The 19,217-nt window shown below is 70.5% G+C and carries 20 protein-coding genes; 5 read left to right on the top strand and 15 right to left on the bottom strand.

Translation table 11 applies throughout. The features are described from left to right. Positions 1-25: 25 nt before the first annotated feature. On the bottom strand, positions 26-859 hold the full coding sequence (locus tag ACQEV1_RS33525) for a hypothetical protein (protein ID WP_285630160.1): 834 nt from the start codon (positions 857-859) through the stop codon (positions 26-28). Positions 860-1,184: 325 nt separating this feature from the next. Here ACQEV1_RS33525 and ACQEV1_RS33520 point away from each other — a divergent pair, with 325 nt between their 5' ends. Both ACQEV1_RS33520 and ACQEV1_RS33515 read left to right on the top strand, forming a co-directional pair. After that, the gene (locus ACQEV1_RS33520; RefSeq protein WP_285572740.1) at positions 1,185-1,331 is read left to right on the top strand and encodes a hypothetical protein; all 147 of its coding nucleotides are present in this window, start codon (positions 1,185-1,187) and stop codon (positions 1,329-1,331) included. A gap of 59 nt (positions 1,332-1,390) precedes the next feature. Next, positions 1,391-2,173: an SAM-dependent methyltransferase gene (locus tag ACQEV1_RS33515; protein WP_433399043.1), complete on the top strand. Its 783-nt coding sequence runs from the start codon at positions 1,391-1,393 to the stop codon at positions 2,171-2,173. Between the two features lie 39 nt (positions 2,174-2,212). Here the strand turns inward: ACQEV1_RS33515 and ACQEV1_RS33510 are convergent, their stop codons facing one another. The 4 genes from ACQEV1_RS33510 to ACQEV1_RS33495 all read right to left on the bottom strand — a co-directional run bounded on the left by ACQEV1_RS33510 (position 2,213) and on the right by ACQEV1_RS33495 (position 6,046). Continuing rightward, positions 2,213-3,091 (bottom strand): haloalkane dehalogenase, encoded by an 879-nt coding sequence (locus ACQEV1_RS33510; protein WP_433399040.1) that lies wholly within the window; start codon positions 3,089-3,091, stop codon positions 2,213-2,215. Positions 3,092-3,113: 22 nt separating this feature from the next. Continuing rightward, complete coding sequence (locus ACQEV1_RS33505; RefSeq protein ID WP_433399037.1) at positions 3,114-3,704, bottom strand: TetR family transcriptional regulator C-terminal domain-containing protein; 591 nt, start codon at positions 3,702-3,704, stop codon at positions 3,114-3,116. 71 nt (positions 3,705-3,775) lie between these two features. Next, entirely contained in the window at positions 3,776-5,017 is a 1,242-nt protein-coding gene (locus ACQEV1_RS33500; protein ID WP_433399034.1) for a flavin-dependent oxidoreductase, read from the bottom strand. Between the two features lie 102 nt (positions 5,018-5,119). After that, the gene (locus ACQEV1_RS33495; protein ID WP_433399031.1) at positions 5,120-6,046 is read right to left on the bottom strand and encodes a helix-turn-helix domain-containing protein; all 927 of its coding nucleotides are present in this window, start codon (positions 6,044-6,046) and stop codon (positions 5,120-5,122) included. Positions 6,047-6,360: 314 nt separating this feature from the next. On the opposite strand from ACQEV1_RS33495, the gene ACQEV1_RS33490 reads away from it, so the two are divergent. Together ACQEV1_RS33490 and ACQEV1_RS33485 are read left to right on the top strand one after the other, a co-directional pair. Next, positions 6,361-6,720 carry a BlaI/MecI/CopY family transcriptional regulator gene (locus ACQEV1_RS33490; RefSeq protein ID WP_285572729.1) on the top strand — a complete coding sequence of 120 codons (360 nt, stop codon included), beginning with the start codon at positions 6,361-6,363 and terminating at the stop codon, positions 6,718-6,720. Between the two features lie 2 nt (positions 6,721-6,722). Further along, positions 6,723-7,553 (top strand): M56 family metallopeptidase, encoded by an 831-nt coding sequence (locus tag ACQEV1_RS33485; RefSeq protein ID WP_433399028.1) that lies wholly within the window; start codon positions 6,723-6,725, stop codon positions 7,551-7,553. Between the two features lie 15 nt (positions 7,554-7,568). On the opposite strand, the gene ACQEV1_RS33480 is transcribed toward ACQEV1_RS33485, so the two are convergent. The 6 genes from ACQEV1_RS33480 to ACQEV1_RS33455 all read right to left on the bottom strand — a co-directional run bounded on the left by ACQEV1_RS33480 (position 7,569) and on the right by ACQEV1_RS33455 (position 12,722). Then, the gene (locus ACQEV1_RS33480; RefSeq protein ID WP_433399025.1) at positions 7,569-8,249 is read right to left on the bottom strand and encodes a hypothetical protein; all 681 of its coding nucleotides are present in this window, start codon (positions 8,247-8,249) and stop codon (positions 7,569-7,571) included. A gap of 21 nt (positions 8,250-8,270) precedes the next feature. Continuing rightward, positions 8,271-9,734, bottom strand: coding sequence for a TIR domain-containing protein (locus ACQEV1_RS33475; RefSeq protein ID WP_433399022.1), 1,464 nt, complete (start codon positions 9,732-9,734; stop codon positions 8,271-8,273). Next, positions 9,735-10,376 (bottom strand): HAD family hydrolase, encoded by a 642-nt coding sequence (locus ACQEV1_RS33470; protein WP_285630180.1) that lies wholly within the window; start codon positions 10,374-10,376, stop codon positions 9,735-9,737. Positions 10,377-10,544: 168 nt separating this feature from the next. Further along, positions 10,545-10,958 carry a hypothetical protein gene (locus ACQEV1_RS33465; protein WP_285630182.1) on the bottom strand — a complete coding sequence of 138 codons (414 nt, stop codon included), beginning with the start codon at positions 10,956-10,958 and terminating at the stop codon, positions 10,545-10,547. 152 nt (positions 10,959-11,110) lie between these two features. Next, entirely contained in the window at positions 11,111-12,022 is a 912-nt protein-coding gene (locus ACQEV1_RS33460) for a M56 family metallopeptidase (protein ID WP_433399017.1), read from the bottom strand. Positions 12,023-12,347: 325 nt separating this feature from the next. After that, entirely contained in the window at positions 12,348-12,722 is a 375-nt protein-coding gene (locus ACQEV1_RS33455; RefSeq protein ID WP_433399014.1) for a BlaI/MecI/CopY family transcriptional regulator, read from the bottom strand. Positions 12,723-12,843: 121 nt separating this feature from the next. Here ACQEV1_RS33455 and ACQEV1_RS33450 point away from each other — a divergent pair, with 121 nt between their 5' ends. After that, a complete protein-coding gene (locus ACQEV1_RS33450) occupies positions 12,844-14,043 on the top strand; it encodes a glycosyltransferase family 4 protein (RefSeq protein ID WP_433399011.1) in 1,200 nt (399 codons plus the stop codon). A 22-nt stretch (positions 14,044-14,065) separates the two neighbouring features. Here the strand turns inward: ACQEV1_RS33450 and ACQEV1_RS33445 are convergent, their stop codons facing one another. The 4 genes from ACQEV1_RS33445 to ACQEV1_RS33430 all read right to left on the bottom strand — a co-directional run bounded on the left by ACQEV1_RS33445 (position 14,066) and on the right by ACQEV1_RS33430 (position 19,112). Beyond that, positions 14,066-15,187, bottom strand: coding sequence for an ABC transporter permease (locus ACQEV1_RS33445; protein ID WP_433399008.1), 1,122 nt, complete (start codon positions 15,185-15,187; stop codon positions 14,066-14,068). 598 nt (positions 15,188-15,785) lie between these two features. Then, complete coding sequence (locus ACQEV1_RS33440; RefSeq protein ID WP_433399005.1) at positions 15,786-16,223, bottom strand: response regulator; 438 nt, start codon at positions 16,221-16,223, stop codon at positions 15,786-15,788. Beyond that, positions 16,216-17,907: a sensor histidine kinase gene (locus ACQEV1_RS33435; RefSeq protein ID WP_433399002.1), complete on the bottom strand. Its 1,692-nt coding sequence runs from the start codon at positions 17,905-17,907 to the stop codon at positions 16,216-16,218. The genes ACQEV1_RS33440 and ACQEV1_RS33435 overlap by 8 nt, the downstream gene beginning before the upstream one ends. Then, positions 17,904-19,112 (bottom strand): PP2C family protein-serine/threonine phosphatase, encoded by a 1,209-nt coding sequence (locus tag ACQEV1_RS33430; RefSeq protein WP_285630197.1) that lies wholly within the window; start codon positions 19,110-19,112, stop codon positions 17,904-17,906. Before ACQEV1_RS33430 ends, ACQEV1_RS33435 begins: the two co-directional genes overlap by 4 nt. Between the last annotated feature and the right edge of the window lie 105 nt (positions 19,113-19,217).

The following is a 19,217-nucleotide window of genomic DNA, read 5'->3' as shown; positions in this document are numbered from 1 at the left end:
AGGTTCCAGGAAACGCCGGACTTCACTACGTACGGTCCCACCAGAGATCCTCCTGTCGAGAGCACCATGACGGGTCGCTCAGACGGCCCAGATCGCTGAACGTGATGATCGCGTGCTCGATGAGCACGCCGACGACCACCTCGTCCGAGAGCCGGGTTCCGCTGCGTACGAGCCCCCGGATATTGATTTTGCGCCGCAACACCTTCACGTGCTCCCCGACACGCGCGGCGAGCCGGTCACGGAATACCGGATCGTTGTCGAACTGCTCCAGCTCATGGTGCGCGTCGGTCACCTCCAGCGCGGCGCGGGCGATCTCCGGAGTGCGCGGCAGCGGCGTCGTACGCGTCGGATCGATCAGCCACGGCCGGCACCACAGCAGCGCGACCAGGAACAACTTGGTGTTCGGATCCAGGTACAGCGGGAGCAGGGTCGAGTCTTCGTCCGGGCGCGCCGGCCGGTCCCCGAGCGTCCCGATCGGTCCGCTCGCCGTCGGCATGATGGTCACGCGCAGCGGCTGGCCGTCGTCGAGCATGGCCCGCGACCCCACGAGCGTGGTGCCCGCCCGCATGAACCATCCGCCGGCCGGGTCGCCCGGCGCCTCCATCGGCGGCAACCGGATCTGGTAGCCGTCGGTCTCGGCGTACAGCGCGTGGGTGTGGCTGAGGTTGGCCACCCACGCGCCGCCGCGTACCCCGCCGATCATCCCGGCGCGGCGGGACAGCCCTCTGTCGGCGACGATCACCAGGTCCGCGTCGGGCCCCCGCCCGAACACGAGACGCTGGTTCTCCACGACCTCGACGACGGCCCCGGACGACGAGACGACGCGCGCCGCCACGGGCGGCGTGGCCTCCGCCGTCATGACCGTCCGGCCCGGGCGACTCTGCTCATGGCGGCCGAGTGTAGAGCGGGCACTCACCGGGCGGATATCCCGGAATCCGGGGATGGCCCCACGCCCGGATCCGCGCTTGGCTTCATCCAGGGCAGGGAGCTCAGATCACCTGCCCGACTGACGTACCGAAGGTGCCGACCAGGCCCGGACATACCGGGGCTGTCCGGAGGCCCGGCACCGTCCGGGCCGATCCGGGACATGTGTGGGGGGTGTCCCGGATCGGCCCGGACCTTGACCGACCTGCGACGGGGTCCGCGGCACCACTCGGCCATCCCTCCGCATGCGACGGAGAGCCATGAACGAGCTGAAGAGCCACACGAATGACGAGCACCTCGCCCTGACGCTGATGACGATGTGGGCCCTGTCCACCGGTCGCGTGATGCCGGAGCGGCCGCCATGGCTGCTCACCGAGGACGAGCTGATCGACTTCTGGGCCGAGTGAGGGCGCCCCGCGCGTTAGAGTCTCGGTCGCGGACCGGGCGCCGACGAAGGGACGCCGAGATGACCGGCTGGACGGGAAAGGCTCCGGGGGTCGACCCCGGCACACCGAGCGTCGCACGCATGTACGACTACTTCCTCGGCGGTGAGGACAACTTTCCCGTCGACCGCGAGGCGGCCGAGCAGGTCGGCCGGGCGCTTCCCGGCGTGGCCGAGGTCGCGCGGGCGAACCGCATGTTCCTGCGGCGCGCCGTGCGCCACGTCGCCGGCCGCGGCGTCGGCCAGTTCCTCGACCTGGGCGCGGGCCTGCCGACGCAGGGGAACGTGCACGAGATCGCCCGGTCGGTGAACCCGGACGCCCGCGTCGTGTACGTCGACAACGATCCCGTCGTCACGTCGCATGGGCGGGCCCTGCTCGCCCGCGACGAGGGCGCCGCCGTCGTCCAGGCCGACATGCGCGACCCGGAGAGCGTGCTCGGCACCCCCGAGGTGGCCGAACTGATCGACTTCGACCGGCCGGTGTGCGTGCTGTTCGTCGCCGTGCTGCACTTTCTCACCGACGAGGAGGACCCGGCCGGCCTGCTCGCCCGCTACCGTGACGCCGTGCCACCGGGCAGCCACGTCATCTTCTCCCACGCGGCGATCGAGGAGCGGCGCAACGCCGAGGTGGGCGACGCCTATCGCTCCGCGAGCGCCCCGTTCACGGCCAGGACGCGCGAGCAGGTGAGCGCCTTTCTGGACGGCCTGACACTCGTCGAGCCCGGCGTCGTCCGGCTGCACGAATGGCACCCGGAGGGCGGCGAGTACGTCACCGACGCCGGCTGGACCGCCGTCGCCCGCAAGTGACGCGGTGACCGCAGTGGAGAATGGCGTTGACGATGATGGTCACAGGTGGAGCAGGAAGTCGCGTACAGCGGTTCCGATCTCGTACGGGGAGTCCTCCTGGACGTAGTGGCCGCCCCTGACGTTCACCTCTCGCTGGTTCGCGAAGGTCCGGGCGAATTCCGCGGCGCGTCCGACGAGCATCGCGCCGGGCTCGGCCGCGATGAAGAGCTTGGGGATCGGGCTCGTGGCCAGCCACCGCCCGTAGTCCTCGACGATCTCGATGACGTCGGCGGGGGTGCCGTCGATCGGCAGCTCACGCGGGAAGGTCAGCGTCGGGACACGTGACTCCGGGGTCGGGAACGGTGCACGGTAGGCCGCCATCGTCGCCTCGTCCAGTGTGCGCAGGACGCTTCTGGGCAGCACCGTCTCGACGAAGAAGTTCTGCCTCAGCACGAGGTCCTCACCCTGCTCCGAACGCATCGCACGAAAGAGCCGGTCGCGTCCGGAGGGGAAGTCCGACCAATCGCGGGGCCGCACGATCGCCTCCATGTAGGCGATCGCCCTGACCCGTTCGGGATGCCTCCGGGCCCAGTGGAAACCGAGCGCCGACCCCCAGTCGTGGACGACCAGCGTGACGTTCCGGGTCAGGCCGAGGGTCTCGAACCAGGCGTCGAGGTAGCGGGCGTGGTCGACGAAGCGGTACCGCCCGTCCGAGGCGGGGCCGGACCGGCCCATTCCCACCAGGTCCGGTGCCAGGCAGCGGCCGTGGCCGGCGAGGAGGGGGATGACGTTCCGCCACAGGTAGGACGAGCTGGGGTTGCCGTGCAGGAACACGATGGGGTCACCGCTCCCGGTGTCCACGTGGCTGATGTGCGTCCCGAGAACGCTCGTCCGCCTCCTCGGCAGGGAGTCGGTACTGGGGATGTCGTGGCGCTGCATGGGGCTTTCCTTCGGGCGGGCTTCAGGCGGATGCGCTGAGCACGGTGGCGAACGTGATGCGGCGGAATCGCCGGAGAGCCTCGGGGCTGCGCTCGACCTTCATGCGAAGGATCGCGCCCTGCCAGGAGGCGAGCAGGAAGTCCGCCATGTCGAGGGCCGGCACGTCGAGCCGGATCTGGCCCGCGGCGTCGGCCTCTCGCAGGCATCGGGCGAACGGCTCCCGCCACCGGGTGAATATCTCGGTGAGCCGGACGCGGATCGCCTCGCTGTGCTCGGCCGCCTCGAGACTCATGTTCCCGATCAGGCAGCCGTGTTGCCAGCCGCGTTCCTCGAGCCGTTCCGAGATGGCGTCGAAGTAGGCCCGGAGGCGATCCAGCGGCGGTCGGCCGGGGTCCTCCAGCGTCGCGTCGACGACGGTGAGCAGGTCCGCGAAGTAGCGGTCGACGATTTCAAGCCCGAACGCCTCCTTGGAGGCGAAATGGTTGGTGAAGGACCCCTGGGGGACCCCGGCGGCACCGGTGATCTCGCGTACGCCCGCGCCGGCGAAGCCGCGCCGGCGCACCACCTCAAGGCCTTCTCTCAGGATCTGCTCTTTGTTCGATGCTCTGGCCACCGGCTCAATATGTACGCCCGTATTGGTCTTCGTCAAGACCCGGCCGTCGGCCGCCTCAGGCGTCCCCGCCTCTAGTCGACGGTCATGAGGCTCTTGGCGGACATGCCGGCGACGTCCTTGTAGCGGCGGGAGATCGCGGCCAGTTCCTCCTGGCTGATGACGTCCTCGATGCGGTCGAACGGCCGGTCGCCCGTACGGTCCCGTACCTCGCGGATGATCACGTCCGGCGGGGTGCGGCGGTTGGTCAGCACCACCTCGGTCGTGGCGGGGCGGCGCCGGTCCTCGTACGCGCGGAAGGCCGTGGTCACGTCGCTCGCGCCGGCCAGGGCCGTGCTCAGCGCCCTGGCGTCGAGGATCGCCTGGCCCGCGCCGTTCGAGCCGCGCGGCACCATCGGGTGCGCGGCGTCACCCAGGAGCGTGACGCGGTCGAACGTCCACCGGTTCAAGGGGTCCTGGTCGACCATCGGGTACTCCAGCACCGCGGCGCTGGACCGCAGCAGCGCCGGCACGTCCAGCCAGTCGAAGTGCCAGTCCTCGTACGCGCCGATGAAGTCGTTCAGGTCGCCCCGGCGGTTCCAGTCGCGGGTGAGGTGGTGCGGCGTCTCGATCTCGGCGACCCAGTTGACCAACTGGTTGCCGGCTCCGTCGACGTCGTCGCGGATCGGGTACACGACGAGTTTGCCGAGGTCGAGCCAGCCGACACGGACCATGCTGGCGCCGGACAGGAACGGCCGGCCGATCGCGGTGCCGCGCCACATGTTGACGCCGGAGTAACGCGGCTCGCCCTCCTCGGGGTGGAACTGCCGCCGGATGACCGAGTGCACGCCGTCGCAGGCGACGACCCCGTCGGCGCGGACGCGGGGGAGCGGCGCGTCGCCGGTCGTCGTACGGAAGGTCAGGTACGCCCCGTCCTCGTCCTGCGTGACGCCGGTGCAGCGGTGGTCCAGGGCGACGGCGCCGGGGCCGAGCCGGTCGCGTACGGCGGCCAGGAGCACGGCGTGCAGGCGGCCCCGGTGGATGGAGTACTGCGGATAGCGATAGCCGGCCGCCCGTCCGCTCGGCTCGCGGTAGATGAGCTGGCCGAACCGGTTGAAGAAGACCGACTCCGCGGTGAGCACGGCCTCCGCGGTCAGCGCCTCCTCAAGCCCGAGCCCGCTGAGCACCTCCGACGCGTGCGGCAGGATGTTGATGCCCACGCCGAGCGGCTTGATCTCCGGGACCGCCTCGTACACCCGGCAGGGGACACCGGCCTCGTGCAGCCTCAGCGCCAGGACGAGTCCGGCGATTCCCGCTCCGACGATGGCGATGTCCATGCTGGGCGACTCCTCGTGTCCGCGAGCCCCGGACGCTCCGGGCGCACCGGTGGCGATCATGTCACCGCCGCGTTGCTACGTGAAGGCGCCGATCTCCGTCGTTCAGGATCCGGTTCGCCGGATCTCCAGCGGTGTCCGGCCGAACTCGCCGCGGAAGGCGCGGCTGAGGTGACCGGGTTCGGTCATGCCCCAGCGGGCGGCGATGGCGGCGATCGTCCGGTTGGCGAAGGCGGGGTCCGTCAGGTCGCGGCGGATACGGTGGAGCCGCTCCCGCCGGACCCAGGCACCGAAGGAGACACCGCGGTCACGGAGGAGTTTGTGCAGGTAGCGCGTTGAGATGCCGTGCCGGCGCGCGACCTTCTCGGCGCAGAGCCCGGGGTCGGAGAGGTTGGCCGCCGCGTACGCGAGGATCCGGCCGGCCAGGTCGCCGGTGTCCGTGCGTTCGGGCGTGGTGTCGGTGAAGGCCGAGATGATCAACGAGACGAGGGCGTCGGAGAGGCGGAGGCCGTTCAGGCCGGACAGGGCGTCGACGTCGCGGCCGAGGCCGTACAGGAAGGCCGCGATCACCGCCTGGACCCCGCGGTCGCCCGGCAGCGCGACCGCCGTGCGCCGGCCGATCAGGTCGGCGCTGGGGCCGAGCATCGCGCGCGGGACGCCGGCCACCACGAGGTCGCACACGTCCGTGCCGATCAGCCGGTACGGCCGAGAGGTCTCGTACGCGACCAGGTCGCCGGGCCGGACGCGGCACTGCCGGCCGTCCTGGATGACGATCATCGAGCCGCTGAGGTGGAGGGTCACCTTGAGCAGTTCGGTGTCGGTGGACGTCACGCACCGGGCGTCCCGGTTCACCATCGCGGGCGTGCTCGTGATCCGCGCGACGACCACCGATCCCATCCGCGCGCTGTCGCCCCCCGCTTCGAAGCGGTCCTCCGCCGGTACTCCGATCCTCAACGGCACGAAGATCGACGAGGTGGCCTTCTGGGGTTCCTGCGGATCGTCCAGAAGAGCCGGGGCTGCACCGACACGCATGACCAAGCTCCTTGTTCTCCATCGCGACAGGGGGAGCGGGGCTTCCTTCATAGTGCGCGCGTTGGTCCCGAATGCCGTGCTGGGACGAGGATGGGACGCGCCGCAGGCCGCTTCGACGGTGAAACGCGCAGGTCAGCCGGTGGGGCGTGCTCCGCGCCGGGCGACGGGATGAGACGGGCTGGGACGCCTCGCGGGAGCCCGGGTCCGGTGGAGGCGCCGCCGCGGCGACCCGCCGTACGGACGCGTAACGCCAGGTCGGCCGCTGGACGATGCCATGGCACACTGATACCTGGTCGTCGGTGAGCCGAGGTGACATGGCTGGCGGAGAGCGTCGGGCCGCGGGTGCGCTCGAGGCCGAGGTGATGACCGTCCTCCAGCGGGCCGGCCGCCCGCTGAACGCCGCCGACGTGCAGTCCCTGCTGGCCGATGACCTCGCCTACACGACCGTGGTGACGATCCTGACCCGGATGCACGCCAAGGGCCTGCTGACGCGTGAGAAGGACGGCCGGTCGTTCCGCTACGCGCCGGTCAGCGACGAGCCGGGCCTGGTCGCCCGCCGCATGCACCGGACCATGGCCGCCGAGCCCGACCGCCAGGCCGTCCTCGCGCGCTTCGTCGACAGCCTGTCCGACCAGGACGAGCAGCTGCTGCGCGACCTGCTGGACGGTCGTTGACCGTGGACCTCGACGCCTACCTGCCCTTCGTGGTCCCGGCGGTCGCCGCGCTGGCCGCCCGCCCGCTCGCCGAGCGTCTCCCGCCCCGTACGGCCTCGTGGGTGCTCACCGTCCTCGCGGCCGGGCTCGCGATCGCCTCCCTCGTTCCGCTGTTCGCCCTGGCCCGGGGCGATCTGTTCGCGGCCCTGCTGTTCGCGGCCGCGGTGGCCGGAGGGGCGGTCGCGGCGTACGGCCAGGGGCGCGCCCTGCGAACGGCCCGCCGGCAGGCGCGTGACCTGCCCGGCGACGGCGTGGTCGCGGTGGTCGCCGACGACCGGATCGACGCCTACTCCGTTCCCGGCCGGGTGGTCGTGTCGACCGGCATGCTGGGCGCCTTGGACGCCGGCGAACAGCGGGTGCTGTTCGCGCACGAGATCGCCCACCTGAGCGGCCGGCACCATCTCCTCCGCGCCGTCGTCCGCGTCGCGTCGGCGGCCAACCCGCTGCTGTGGCCGATGCGGCGTGCCCTCTGGTACGCCACCGAGCGCTGGGCCGACGAACGGGCGGCGGCGGCGGTCGGCGACCGCGTCATGGCGGCGCGGGTGATCGGCAAGGTCGCCCTGGCGTCGGGCACGGCCCCGTCCGTCCGGATGGGCATCGGCACCACGCGCCCCGGACCGGTGCCCCGCCGCGTCGCCGCCCTGCTGGGCCCGCCGCCCCGCCGCGGCGCCGTCCTGACCGTGGCCGCCCTGGGCCTGCTGCTGTGCTCCGGCCTCACCGCGCCGGACCTCGTCGGCGACCCGCACCACGCGCCCGTGAGCGGCATCGTGGTGGTGGCGGGCCCGCGACGCTGAGTCGGTGGTCCAGTCTCACCGGGTAGGTCGGGAAGCACGCAAGCGGGCTTGGAGGCGGTCCAGGATGCGTTCGGCCTCGCTGTCGGCCAGTGACGATCGTTGATGGACGCGTGGGCCGAGCCGTTGGTCTTCGACAGCGGACGATCCCACGCCCTGTTCATGGCCCAGGAGCACGAGTGTGGCCACGAACTCATCTGATGGAATCAGGGTCTCATGGAATTTTCCAGCCGGAATATAGTGCATATCTGACGCGTCAACCTCGCGATCCTGCTCCTGTCGAATGTACAGGGTGCCATCCTCGGGTGTTATTCTTCGTTTGTTCCCGGGCAACACCTCGACCCGGTAAGGGGCGACCGGACGCCAGTCTCCGGGACCTGGGTGTTCCGCACTGTCGCTGTAGAGCACGTCACGGTAAGTGCCGGTCAGTACCAGGCTCGCAAGATGCCAGCCGTGGCGATGGATACGTGGCCCCCACGGCCGGGTCTTACGGTTCTCGTCGGGCCAGACGTGTAACCGTAGCTTGCCGAGTTGGGGCACGGTGTGGAGATACCAGATGGCGAAACCATAGGGATGCCAGGTGCCGCCTGAAAGGGTCTTTGTGACGCTAGGTAACGCGCTTCGCGCGAATTCTTTGAGTGTAGGCTCGGCGGATTCCCTGAAACGTCGGAATTGATCATCTTCTGGAGAGTCGCTCACGACGGTCAGCCCCTTTCACGGTCAGTACTCGGGACCGGGTGCGCGGATGCTGGAGGCGACCGCTGAGATGGCCAGTAAGCCATCCCTTGTCGGCCAGGTCTTCATTGCCGTGTCGCCATACTGGAAGTAGCTTCCCTTGAACGACTTTATTAGGGCATCGAAACCCCGTCGCACCACATCTTCGTGATCAAAATATGCGGCGGATGCCATGCCGGCCAGCGCGTGTGCATCGCCGAATCGGATGATGGAGTGCCCGGTGGGCCGATCAATCGTCGATTGCCAGCCGCCTTCGTCATTTTGCTTCTGGCGTAAGAAATCACCGGATTCCGCGGCGAATTCGCGTAGGCCGATCTCGGTGAGGCAGAACATCGCCAGTCCAGAGACCGCCGGTTGAGAGGCTCGTCCGGCCTGGGAGCCCCAACCGCAGTCATCGTTGCGCGTGTCACGCAGCCACGACAGGCCCGAAGTGATCGCGTCCCTGAGTCCGGGGCGCTCGCCGAGAACATCGTTCGCGACACTCAGTGCGTGCAGCGCATACGCCGTGGAGGCGGTCCAAGCGTCTTCGTCGCTGGTCCGCCAGGCCCATCCGCCTGAAGGCTGTTGCCGGTTCAGTAACCAGTCGATCAGATCGTCACTGGTCGTCTCCGGCTCCCAGCCGGGAATGACCCGCTGCATCTCCGCGCATGCGAGTAACGCCTGAGCCGTCGCGTCCGTGATCGACGGGTCACCCGGGATGACAAGAGGAACGCCGCCGTCCCGGTTGCGATTGTCCAGCACCCAGGTGAGTGTTCGCCTGAGCCAGTGAGCGCTGGCGGGCGTGCGCTGCCGGCGATTGATGGCATACACCATTCCCGCGCTCGTCCACGTGCAGCTCGACGTGCCGTCGGCGTCGGATGGAAGACCGCCGTCCCGGTTCTGTATGGAAGAGACCCAACGCTCGGTGACCCGGAGAATCGAATCTATCCGCGACAGAGTTCGCCGTTCCCATGGGCTGATCTCACGTGGTGCGGAAGATGTGGTGGTGAACGGTCGGCTCGTACGAAGCCCGCCCGGCGGCCCAGGCGGTTCGCCTCGTATGCCGGCGGCGAGACGATCAAGCTGATGGGGGGTGATTCCGGACCGGAGGTCGATATAGGTGAAACGGCGTAAGAACTGCGGGATGAGGTTGTTCGCATCTGGTCCTGCTCCCGGCAGTAACAACGGGATCACGCGTCGTTCATCGGGTTTCTCCGCGAACAGGTCGATCGCGGTTCGAAATTCCTCGTGGTGCCACGCGCCGACGCCATGCTTGCCCAGGGCCACCAGCATCACATCGCAGTTCGATATGGCGGCCTCTATTTCGTTTTGCCACGCTCGCCCCGGAATCAGGGACCAGACGTCGAGCCAGCAGAAGATTCCCTTGTCCTGGACAAGCCGCCTGGCTATTTCGTGAACGATCTCGCCGTCCTGCGAGTTATAGCTGATGAAAGCGTGGTGGCTGACCATCTAGGTCTCACAGAAACCGAGTATCATGTCTGAGTCCAACGTTTCGACGACGATGTCAGCGGCTTCATTCAAGCCTTGTTTGGCCTGCGCCGACCTTGCGATGCCGACCACGAAGAGCCCGGCGTCGCGGGCCGATGCGGCGCCGACCCGGCTATCTTCGATGGCGAGGCAGTCGGTTGGCTCTCGTCGCAGCTGCCTGCACACTTCCAGGTACAAGTCCGGGGCGGGTTTCGGCCGCGCCACTTCGGTGCGGCAGACCGTCGTTGTGATGAGCCCGTCTAAACCGGTGACGGCCAGAGCGCGATTGAACTCCGGGCGTGGGGTCTGGGTGGCGATCGCCAGATCGATCCCGTTCTTCTGCAACTCCTGTGCGCAGGTCACGGCGTCGGGAAAGCGAACGATCTCCGCTTGGACTCTGACGGGGAAGTCCTTGCGGAATTCGCGCTCGACCTTTTTGGGGTCGACCGAAAGCCGCTGCGAGAAGTGGTGAAGCACATCGGGGAACGCGCGGCCCACGGCGTATTGCAGTTCACGGCCTGTTATTTTACGCCCTGCGGCGGCCAGCGCGACGCGCCAGGAGTCGAGGTAAGCACATTGCGAGTCCACCAACGTGCCGTCCCAGTCGAATACCACTGCTTTCACGCAGGCTCCCCATCGAACGCCGGTTCAAATATGCATCTCGCTCCCTCGTGCAAGCAGAAGAGGATGCCTTTTTAATCCGTTAGCGGGTTGCTATCGTAACAGCTTGCCGTCTATCGGACCATCGGCAGCGGCGATGGCTTGACCGAAATGTCGTGTGCCGCCTCGGTGTCACCTGAAGTAGAGCGCACTGGTCGAGTAAAGGTCTGGCCGATATCGATCGATCTGCACAAGGTGCGTGCCGCTCCTGTTCAACTCATGGCGCATTGTCACGCTCCATGCGTCGAGTTGATCTTCCCCGAAGCAGTACACATCTGGCCTGAATCGCAACGTGCTCCGCATGTCGACGTCGGGATCGGGAGCGCCGACGACCACATCGTGGACGAGGTCGGTACGCAGAATATTGGCCTTGCGCATCTGATGCGGCATGATCGGATCGCGTAGCTTGAGTCTTTTTACGGTAATGTCGTGCACCAGGAATACGGTCAGTCTGCCGTAGTCGTTGCATCGCTCGAGAAAGTGTAAATGTCCAGGGTGTAACGGGCCGTCAAATGTTCCCCAGGTGGCTACCCTCCTGCTGGTCATGGCTGATCCTACGACGCGACCCCCGATCTCCGTCCGCGCTCGCTGAACCGCATCGGCGTCGACGGTCCGCTCGCCATTTCGTTGATCGGTCCCGAGACCCGTGGACTGCTTGCGTCGGCGTGCTCATCGTTGTCGGCCGGCACGGACGGTTCTCAGACGCCGACGAATCGCAGCAGCACGTGCAGGTCGTGTACGGCGTCGGACAGGGACCAGATCGCGGTGCCCAGCACGGCCGCGGTCGCCAGGGCCGGGATGGCGCGCATCGCCGCCGGCGGTCCCAGCAGGGCGGCGACGCGGCGGGGGACCGGGCCGGCGCCGCGGATGCCGAGCGCGGCGTTCTCTGGGCGGCCCCGGCCCCGGCCGGCGGCCAGCGCGGCCTTGCCGACCGCGTGTGCGACGCGTCGGCGGTCGCCGGTGACCGCCGCGGCGCGCTCGTCGGCCCAGCGTTCGACGGTGTAGGCGACGGCCGTGGCGAGCGGGCGCAGCAGGGGATTGGCGGCGGCGCCGAGCTGGGCGAGGGCGACGAAGGCATAGTGGTGGCCGGCGAGGTGCGTGCGCTCGTGCGCGAGCAGGATGGCGCGTTCGCCCGGGTCGAGGGTGTCGAGCATGCCGGTGGAGACGACGACGCGGCCGGGCAGCCCCGGGAGCGCGTACGCGTCCGGCACCGGGTCCTCGACGATCACCAGGTCGTCCGTGGCGGCCAGGCATGCGGCGTCCATGGCGGCGCGCGCCAGGGTCCGGCAGCGGAGGGTGAACAGGCGCACGGCGGCGACGGTGGCCAGGGCGAGCAGCAGGCCCGCGGCGACCGCGACGGACAGCTCGACCGGATCCCGGCGCGCGGCTAGGCGGAGCGACCACTGCCCGAGGGCGGCCAGCGGTGGGACGCGCAGCAGGCCGGTGAGGGCGAGCAGCCCCAGAGAGAAGGTGCCGGCGGCGGCCAGCACGAGCGCGGAGAGGGTGAGCAGCCAGGTGGCCAGGCGAGGTTCGCAGCGCGCGGCCAGCAGCCGGGCGCCGGGCGCGGCGAGCAGCGTGAGCAGCAGCGGCAGGTAGACGGCGACGCGCATCGCGGGTCCTAAAGGTTCCGTCCGAGGGCAGGGACGCGACCGCCGCGGCGAGACGTCACCCGGACGCCGTGTCGCAGGACGGCGGGGCGGTGGGACAGGTCTTGGGGGTGGGTCAGGGGGCGGTGCGGGGTGGTGGGGTGGCGTGGCTCATGGTCGCGGGAGTCGGCTTGGTTCGCCCGGCGATCGGCGGGGCGGTGCGACGGGTCTTGGGGGTGGGTCAGGGGGCGGTGCGGGGTGGTGGGGCGGTGTGGCTCATGGCGGAGGGGGCCGGCCTGGTTCGCCCGACGACCGGCGGTGGCGCGGCGAGGCGGCGGATGGGACACCGCTAGCGGCCGGGGTCGAGAAGTTGCCGGATCAGGTCCTCGTCGTCGGGCGTCAGGTCGCCGACGAAACGGCTGAGGACGGCCGCGCGGTCCGGTCGCTCGTCCAGATACCCGCGCATGCGCCGGGCGGCGAGTCCCGCCTCGTCGGCGACGGGTGCGTACGCGTAGGCGCGGCCGTGCTGCGTGCGGGTGAGCTGACGCTTGGCGTGCAGGCGCGTGAGGATCGTCACCACGGTGCTGTAGGCGAGGCCGCTGCCGAGGCGTTCGATGACCTGCCCGGTGGTCATCGGCCCGTCGGCCTGGTGCAGCACGGTGAGGATCTCGGCTTCGAGCTGTCCCTTGGCGCGTCGTCGGCCCTGATCGGGGGGATAGGTCATGGTTTGTGCTCCCCTGGGAGTACCTTCTACAGTGCTGTAGAAATTCTATTGCATTGTAGAAGACGGAAGTCCGAGTGTGCCACGGGCCCGGGAGCGCGGCGCGGGCGGGGGAGGACGGGAAGTGCAGATCACTTTTTTGATCCACAACGCCTACGGCATCGGCGGGACGATCCGTACGACGTTGAACCTGGCCGCCGCGCTCGCCGACCGCCACGACGTGGAGATCGTCTCCATGCTCCGCCACCGTGCGCGCCCCCGGTTCGCGGTCGATCCGCGCGTACGGCTGGTTCCGCTGGTGGACCTGCGCGAGGGCTCGCCCGACGCGGCGGACCCGCGGCTGCATGAGCCGGCCGTCGCCTTCCCGGCCGCCGAGAAGCGGTACCGGCAGTACAGCCGGCTCACCGACCTGCGAGCCGAGGAGTACCTGCGCCGCTGCACGGCCGACGTGATCATCGGCACCCGGCCCGGCGTCAACGTCTACCTCGCCCGGTTCGGCCCGCGCGGTGCGCTGCGCATCGCGCAGGAGCACCTCACCCACGACGCTCACAGCAAGAGGCTGCGCGCCGAACTGGCCCGTCACTACGCCGACCTGGACGCGGTGGTCACCACGACCGAGGCGGACGCCGCCGTCTACCGGGCGCGGATGCCGTTGCCCGGCGTCCGCGTGGTGGCCGTGCCCAACGTCGTACCGGAACCGCCGGTCCCGCCGTCGGACGGCGCCGCGCCCGTGATCGCGGCCGCCGGGCGGCTCGTCCGCGGAAAACGCTTCGACCTGCTGATCGACGCGTACGGGCAGGTCGCCGCCAAGTACCCCGAGTGGACCCTGCGGATCTACGGCGCCGGGCCGGAGCGGGAACGCCTGACCGAGCTGATCGGGGAGCGCGGCCTCGACGGGCAGGCGAGGTTGATGGGGGCGCGCTCGCCGATCGAGGCCGAGTTCGCCCAGGCCGCCATCGTCGCGTCCGCCTCCACCGCGGAGTCCTTCGGGATGACGCTGGCCGAGGCCATGCGCTGCGGGGTGCCGGTGGTGAGCACGGACTGCCCGCTGGGTCCCGCGGAGATCATCACGCCGGGTGTCGACGGCCTGCTCGTCCCGGTCGACGACGGTCAGGCCCTGGCCGGCGCGCTCCTCGAACTCGTCTCCGACGAGACGGTCCGCCGCCACATGGGGCAGGCCGCGCTGGTCTCGGCCCGGCGCTTCGACCCCGGACCCATCGTCGGGCGGTACGAACGGCTCTTCGCGGAACTGGCCGAGAGCCGCCGCACCCGGAGCCGTTCCACGGTGTGGCGCCGGCGTCTCCGCCGCGTCCTGCGCCGCTGACGGGAGCCCGTACGACGGTCGATCAGCGGGCGGGCGGCGGCGGTGGCGGCGTGCCGTACGGCGGGACCGGCGGCGGGGGAGTGGCGGTCGCGGGGCGGGGCCGGTTCAGTACGTCGGTGATGCCCTCGATTCCCCGGCTGACGCCGAGACCGACCAGCGCGGCGAGGCCCACGACGAGCGTTCCGACCCAGGAGGTGGCGCCGTTGTAGGCGATGATCCACTGGAGCAGCGCGATGATCGTGACCGCGAACAGGGTGCCGAACACCCCGGCCCGGCGTCCGAAGACGCTGACCCCGCCCAGCAGCACGGCGGCGAGGGCGAGCGTGGTCAGGCTCGCGCCCTGCGAATCGGCCGCCTGAAGACGGATGAGCATCGGAACGGCGGCCAGCCCGGCGAGGAGGCTGGATCCGGTGAGCCCGGCGACGACGCCGAGACTGCCGCGCGGGTCGGTCCACCGCGCGGGGTCGCCGGTCCTGCGGGCGGTGCCCAGCGCGGTGCGGACCCCGGGGACGAGCCACAGCGCACCGCCGCCCACCGAGACCACGAGGAAGATCCCGTACCACATGGCGGTCGAGTACGAGCTGTGGAACGGCATCGGGATCAGCACGCCATGGGTCAGCTTGAGCACGATCGCCTGGATGACGGCGGCGGCTCCGAGCGTCAGCGCCCAGGACGGCACCGACAGCACGGCGACCAGGACGCCGAGCACGAACCCGATGAGCGTGGCGAGGACGATCGCCACGAGCACGGCGGGAAAGGTGCCCCAGCCGTGCGCGGTGGCGAGGTAGGCGGCCAGCGTGCCGGTGAAGCCGGTGATGGTCCCGGCCGCGAGGTTCGGCGAGCCGGTGCGAAAGGAGAACGCCAGCCCGGCGGCCAGCAGGCCGAGATATCCGGCCTGGCCCAGGGCCGAGGTGACGCCGTGCGGGGAACTTCCGGCGGCCACCCCGATCATCAGGAGGACGGCGATGACCAGGAGCACGCCCTCCCAGATCAGGTGGGGGAGCAGCCGGTCACGGCCGGCGGACGCGTCCGGTGCGACCGGTGCGGTGGACGGCCGCGGCGGCGGACCGCCCGGCGCCTGATGCCCGTAGGCCCAGGCCGGCTGCGGAGGCTGGTACGGCGGCGGGGGCGGTTGCTGCGGCATCCCGGGCGGCGGAGGCGCCGCCTGTCCCTGCGCCCACCACGGCGCCGCACCCTGCCCTGGGGGCGCACCCGGCACCCCCGCAGGTGCCTGCGGCGCGGGCTGCCCGCCCCCACCGAACCCAGGTTGTCCGGTGGTGCCGGAGGCGGGTTGCGAGGGTTGCCCGGTCCCGCCGGAGACGGGTTGTCCGGTCCCGCCGGACGTGGGTTGCCCAGCCCCGCCGGACGTGGGTTGCCCAGCCCCGCCGGACGCGGGTTGTCCGGTGGTGCTGGAGGCGGGTTGCGAGGGTTGCCCGGCTCCGCTGGAGGCGGCCTCGTGCGGGCGGTCGGTCCGGGTCGCGTCGGCCGGGCCGTCGCCGGGGCCGTCCGGACGGCCGGACGTGGGCTCGCTCTCCGCGGATCCGCCCGACGGAGACTCGTCGGCCGGGGACTCGCCGGGGGGTTGACTCACTGCCGCCTCCTCTGGAGCACGTCCATCCGCGGACATGATTCCACCCGGGCGCGCCGATGATCGACAGATCGGCGGAAAGTGGACGCACGCCGGAAAGCCCGCCCTGGCCGCGGCGTCGGTCACGGCGCCGGCGGCGTCCGTAGCGGGTCGCTCAGTGGGGCAGTTTGACGACCGACACGAAGAAGTCGTCGATCTGGCGGACGATGCGGATGAAGTCGTCGAAGTCCACCGGCTTGGTGACGTACGCGTTCGCGTGCAGGTCGTAGCTGTTCAGGATGTCCTCGTCCGCCTCCGACGTCGTCAGCACGACGACGGGGATGGAGCGCAGGTCCGGGTCGGCCTTGATGTCGCGCAGGACCTCCCGGCCGTCCTTACGCGGCAGGTTGAGGTCGAGCAGGATCAGGTCGGGCCGGGGCGCGCCGGCGTGCGGACCCTGCCGCCGCAGGTAGGCCGTCGCCTCCTCGCCGTCGCTGACGACGTGGAGGTTGTTGCTGACCTTGTTGTCGTCGAACGCCTCCTTGGTCAGGAGCACGTCACCGGGGTCGTCCTCCACGAGGAGGACCTCGATCGAGCGTGCGCCGTCAGCCATCGTTCTCTCCAGCGGGAAGGGTCCAGCGGATGGTCGTGCCGGTACCACCGCCGGCGGTGGTACCGGAGTCGTTCGGGTCATCGGAGTCGTTCGGGTCATCGGAGGCGGACGCGGAGGTGTCGAGCCAGATCCGGCCGCCGTGATGCTCGACGATCTTCTTGCACATCGCCAGGCCGATGCCCGTCCCCGTGTAGACGTCCTGGGGATGGAGGCGCTGGAAGATGAGAAAGATGCGTTCACCGTACTTGGCGTCGATCCCGATGCCGTTGTCGGAGCAGGAGAACTCCCAGAACGCGCCGTCCCGGCGGGCGCCGATGTGCACGCGTGGCGGCTCGTCGCCGTGAAACTTGATCGCGTTGCCGATGAGGTTCTGCAGCAACTGGGTGTACTGCGTCTGGTCGCCCGGCAGCCGCGGCAGCTCGTCGGCGGTCACCTCGGCCTCGGTCTCCTCGCGCAGCTGGGCGAGGCTGAACAGCGCCCGCTCCAGGCACACCCGCAGGTCGATCGTTGCCTCGCGGCGCTCGATCCGTCCGACGCGGGAGAAGCTCAGCAGGTCGTTGATGAGCACCTGCATGCGCTTGGCGCCGTCGACCGCGAAGTCAACGTACTGCTTGCCGCGGTCGTCCAGCTTGTCGCCGTACTTCCGCTCCAGCATCCGGCAGAAGCTGGCGACCTTCCGCAGCGGCTCCTGCAGGTCGTGGCTGGCGACGTACGCGAACTGCTCCAGCTCGGCGTTGGACCGGCGCAGCTCGGTGGCCTGTTCGTCCAGCCGGCGCCGGGCCTCGGAGGTGAAGCGCCACTCGTCGATGAGGCGCTGCCGCATGCCGTCGACGATGGCGGCCAGCTCGACGAACTCCGCCGAGCCGCGGAGTTCGAGCGAGTGGGTGAGGTCGCCCTGCGCCACCGCCCGTACGTTGGTGGCCAGTGACGACAGCGGGCGGAGCACGCCCCGCCGGATCAGCCACGTGAGACCGGCCGCCGACAGCACGGTGATCAGTACGGCCAAGGCCAGGGACCAGTAGACCTCCTCGACCCGATCGTCCAGCCGGCGGGCGAACCTCTGGTACAGGGCGGTCTGGTCCTTCTGGAGCGACGCGTTGGCGGCGCGGATCCGCGAGAAGGGCGCCTCTCCGGTGTCCGGCGCGGAGCCGCGCCGGGCGGCGAGGGGCTCGGCGTACCCGGCGCGCCAGTCCGCGGCGGCCCGGTCGAGGGCGGCGATGTCGGCGACGGAACGGCCGGAGCCGCCGACCTCGCTCAGCAGGCGCCGCATGGTGGCGGACGCACGGGCCTGTTCGGCGATCTTCTGCCGGTACGTCGCGAGCGCGGCGCGGTCGCCGGAGGCCGCGTACTGGCGGATCGCCGTGTCCTGCTGGCCGATGGCGCCGCTCAGCTGCGACTGCAGCAGCGCCGCCGGGACGATGTGACCGGTGATGAGCTCGCGAGTGTGCGACTGGCGGTAGATCGCCGCGCCCGACTGGGCGAGGGAGGCGATGAGGAGGATCCCGAGGATCAGCCCGCCGAGCCCGAACCACTGACCGATCCGTACGCGGCCGAGCCGGCTCTTCGGCACCGTGGGCACGAACGGAGCGATGACCGGCGGATCGGCGGGCGCGGAGTCGCCCGCGTCGGGCCGGGGAGACGCGTCGTCGGTGGTCTCGGGGGCGGCGTCGCCGTCCGCGGTCACGGGCGTTCTCCGCTGAGCAGGAGGATGGCGAGGTCGTCGGTGAGCCCGCCGCCGTTGAGGTTCTCGGCCTCGGCGACGAGGGCGTCGAGGAGGTCCTGCCCGGTCAGGCCGTCGTCCAGCGCGTCACGGGTGAGGCCGAGCAGGCCTTCGGTGTCGAGCCGCTGGGGACCGTCGCCGACGCGTCCTTCGATGAGCCCGTCGGTGTAGAGCATCAGGGCCCAGTCGCCGGGCAGCGCGACGGTGGCCGCGGGCCACTCGGCGTCGGGGAACAGGCCGAGCGCGGGGCCGCAGTCGTCCTCCGGGAGCGCCTCGACGGTGGCGCCGCCGAACAGCAGGGGCCGGGGGTGCCCGGCACGGTAGACGGTGGCGTGGGTCTGGTCGGGCGCGATGGTGATCATGCAGAGGGTGGTGAAGATCTCTTCGGTCCACCGCTCCAGGGTCAGGACCTCGTCGAGAGTGGTGAGCAGGTGACCGCCCGTGAGACCGGTCAGGACGAGCGTGCGCCAGGCCATGCGGAGCCGTACGCCGAGCGAGGCCTCATCGGGGCCGTGGCCGCTGACGTCGCCGATCATGAGGTGGACGGCGCCGTCGGGGGTCTGGATGGTGTCGTAGAAGTCGCCGCCGAGCAGGGCGCGGCGGCGGCCGGGACGGTAGCGGGTGTGGTGGCGCAGCCCGCCGTCCCGGAGCCGCGGGACCGGGAGCAGGCCCTGGGCCAGGCGGGTGTTCTCCCGGCCGAGCAGACGCGCCTCGACGAGTTCGCGCTCGGACGCCTCGGCGCGTTTCCGCTCGAGCGCGTAGCGCAGCGCCCGCGCCAGCAGCGCGGGCTCGACCTCCTGCTTGACCAGGTAGTCCTCGGCGCCGGCGGCGACCGCCGCCACCCCGACCTGCGCGTCGTTCAACCCGGTCAGCACGAGCACGGCGGCACGCGGGGCCAGGGAGAGGACCTCCCGCAGCAGGTCCAGGCCGTCGGCGTCCGGCAGCGACAGGTCCAGCAGCACGCAGTGGAAGTTCGGCGCGCCGGCCAGCATCTCGCGGGCCTCGGCGAGGCTGCGGGCCACGGACAGGCCCGCGTCCAGGTCCGTCTCGTCGAGGAACTCCTGGACCAGCACCGCGTCGCCCAGGTCGTCCTCGATCAGCAGGATCCGCAGCGCGTCACGCCCCACCACCGGAACGTCCGCCGCCGACGACGCACCAACGGTCCTCACCGGGCTCCCGGCCTTTCACGAGACGTGTGCGGGGCCGCGCCCGAGGGTCCGTCCGCCCCACGAACCATGGTCACTCGCACACTCCCGCTTCTTGAGCGGGAAGCC

Source organism: Actinoallomurus sp. CA-142502, from assembly GCF_050936355.1.
In the GTDB taxonomy this organism is placed as follows: domain Bacteria; phylum Actinomycetota; class Actinomycetes; order Streptosporangiales; family Streptosporangiaceae; genus Actinoallomurus; species Actinoallomurus iriomotensis.
This window is presented reverse-complemented; position numbering and strand designations above follow the sequence as displayed.

What these genes read in the sequence shown, in the direction of transcription:
- ACQEV1_RS33525 (WP_285630160.1), bottom strand. Translation starts at nt 859, where the DNA reads ATGACGGCGGAGGCCACGCCGCCCGTGGCGGCGCGCGTCGTCTCGTCG.
- ACQEV1_RS33520 (WP_285572740.1), top strand. Translation starts at nt 1,185, where the DNA reads ATGAACGAGCTGAAGAGCCACACGAATGACGAGCACCTCGCCCTGACG.
- ACQEV1_RS33515 (WP_433399043.1), top strand. Translation starts at nt 1,391, where the DNA reads ATGACCGGCTGGACGGGAAAGGCTCCGGGGGTCGACCCCGGCACACCG.
- ACQEV1_RS33510 (WP_433399040.1), bottom strand. Translation starts at nt 3,091, where the DNA reads ATGCAGCGCCACGACATCCCCAGTACCGACTCCCTGCCGAGGAGGCGG.
- ACQEV1_RS33500 (WP_433399034.1), bottom strand. Translation starts at nt 5,017, where the DNA reads ATGGACATCGCCATCGTCGGAGCGGGAATCGCCGGACTCGTCCTGGCG.
- ACQEV1_RS33495 (WP_433399031.1), bottom strand. Translation starts at nt 6,046, where the DNA reads ATGCGTGTCGGTGCAGCCCCGGCTCTTCTGGACGATCCGCAGGAACCC.
- ACQEV1_RS33490 (WP_285572729.1), top strand. Translation starts at nt 6,361, where the DNA reads ATGGCTGGCGGAGAGCGTCGGGCCGCGGGTGCGCTCGAGGCCGAGGTG.
- ACQEV1_RS33475 (WP_433399022.1), bottom strand. Translation starts at nt 9,734, where the DNA reads ATGGTCAGCCACCACGCTTTCATCAGCTATAACTCGCAGGACGGCGAG.
- ACQEV1_RS33465 (WP_285630182.1), bottom strand. Translation starts at nt 10,958, where the DNA reads ATGACCAGCAGGAGGGTAGCCACCTGGGGAACATTTGACGGCCCGTTA.
- ACQEV1_RS33460 (WP_433399017.1), bottom strand. Translation starts at nt 12,022, where the DNA reads ATGCGCGTCGCCGTCTACCTGCCGCTGCTGCTCACGCTGCTCGCCGCG.
- ACQEV1_RS33455 (WP_433399014.1), bottom strand. Translation starts at nt 12,722, where the DNA reads ATGACCTATCCCCCCGATCAGGGCCGACGACGCGCCAAGGGACAGCTC.
- ACQEV1_RS33445 (WP_433399008.1), bottom strand. Translation starts at nt 15,187, where the DNA reads ATGCCGCAGCAACCGCCCCCGCCGCCGTACCAGCCTCCGCAGCCGGCC.
- ACQEV1_RS33440 (WP_433399005.1), bottom strand. Translation starts at nt 16,223, where the DNA reads ATGGCTGACGGCGCACGCTCGATCGAGGTCCTCCTCGTGGAGGACGAC.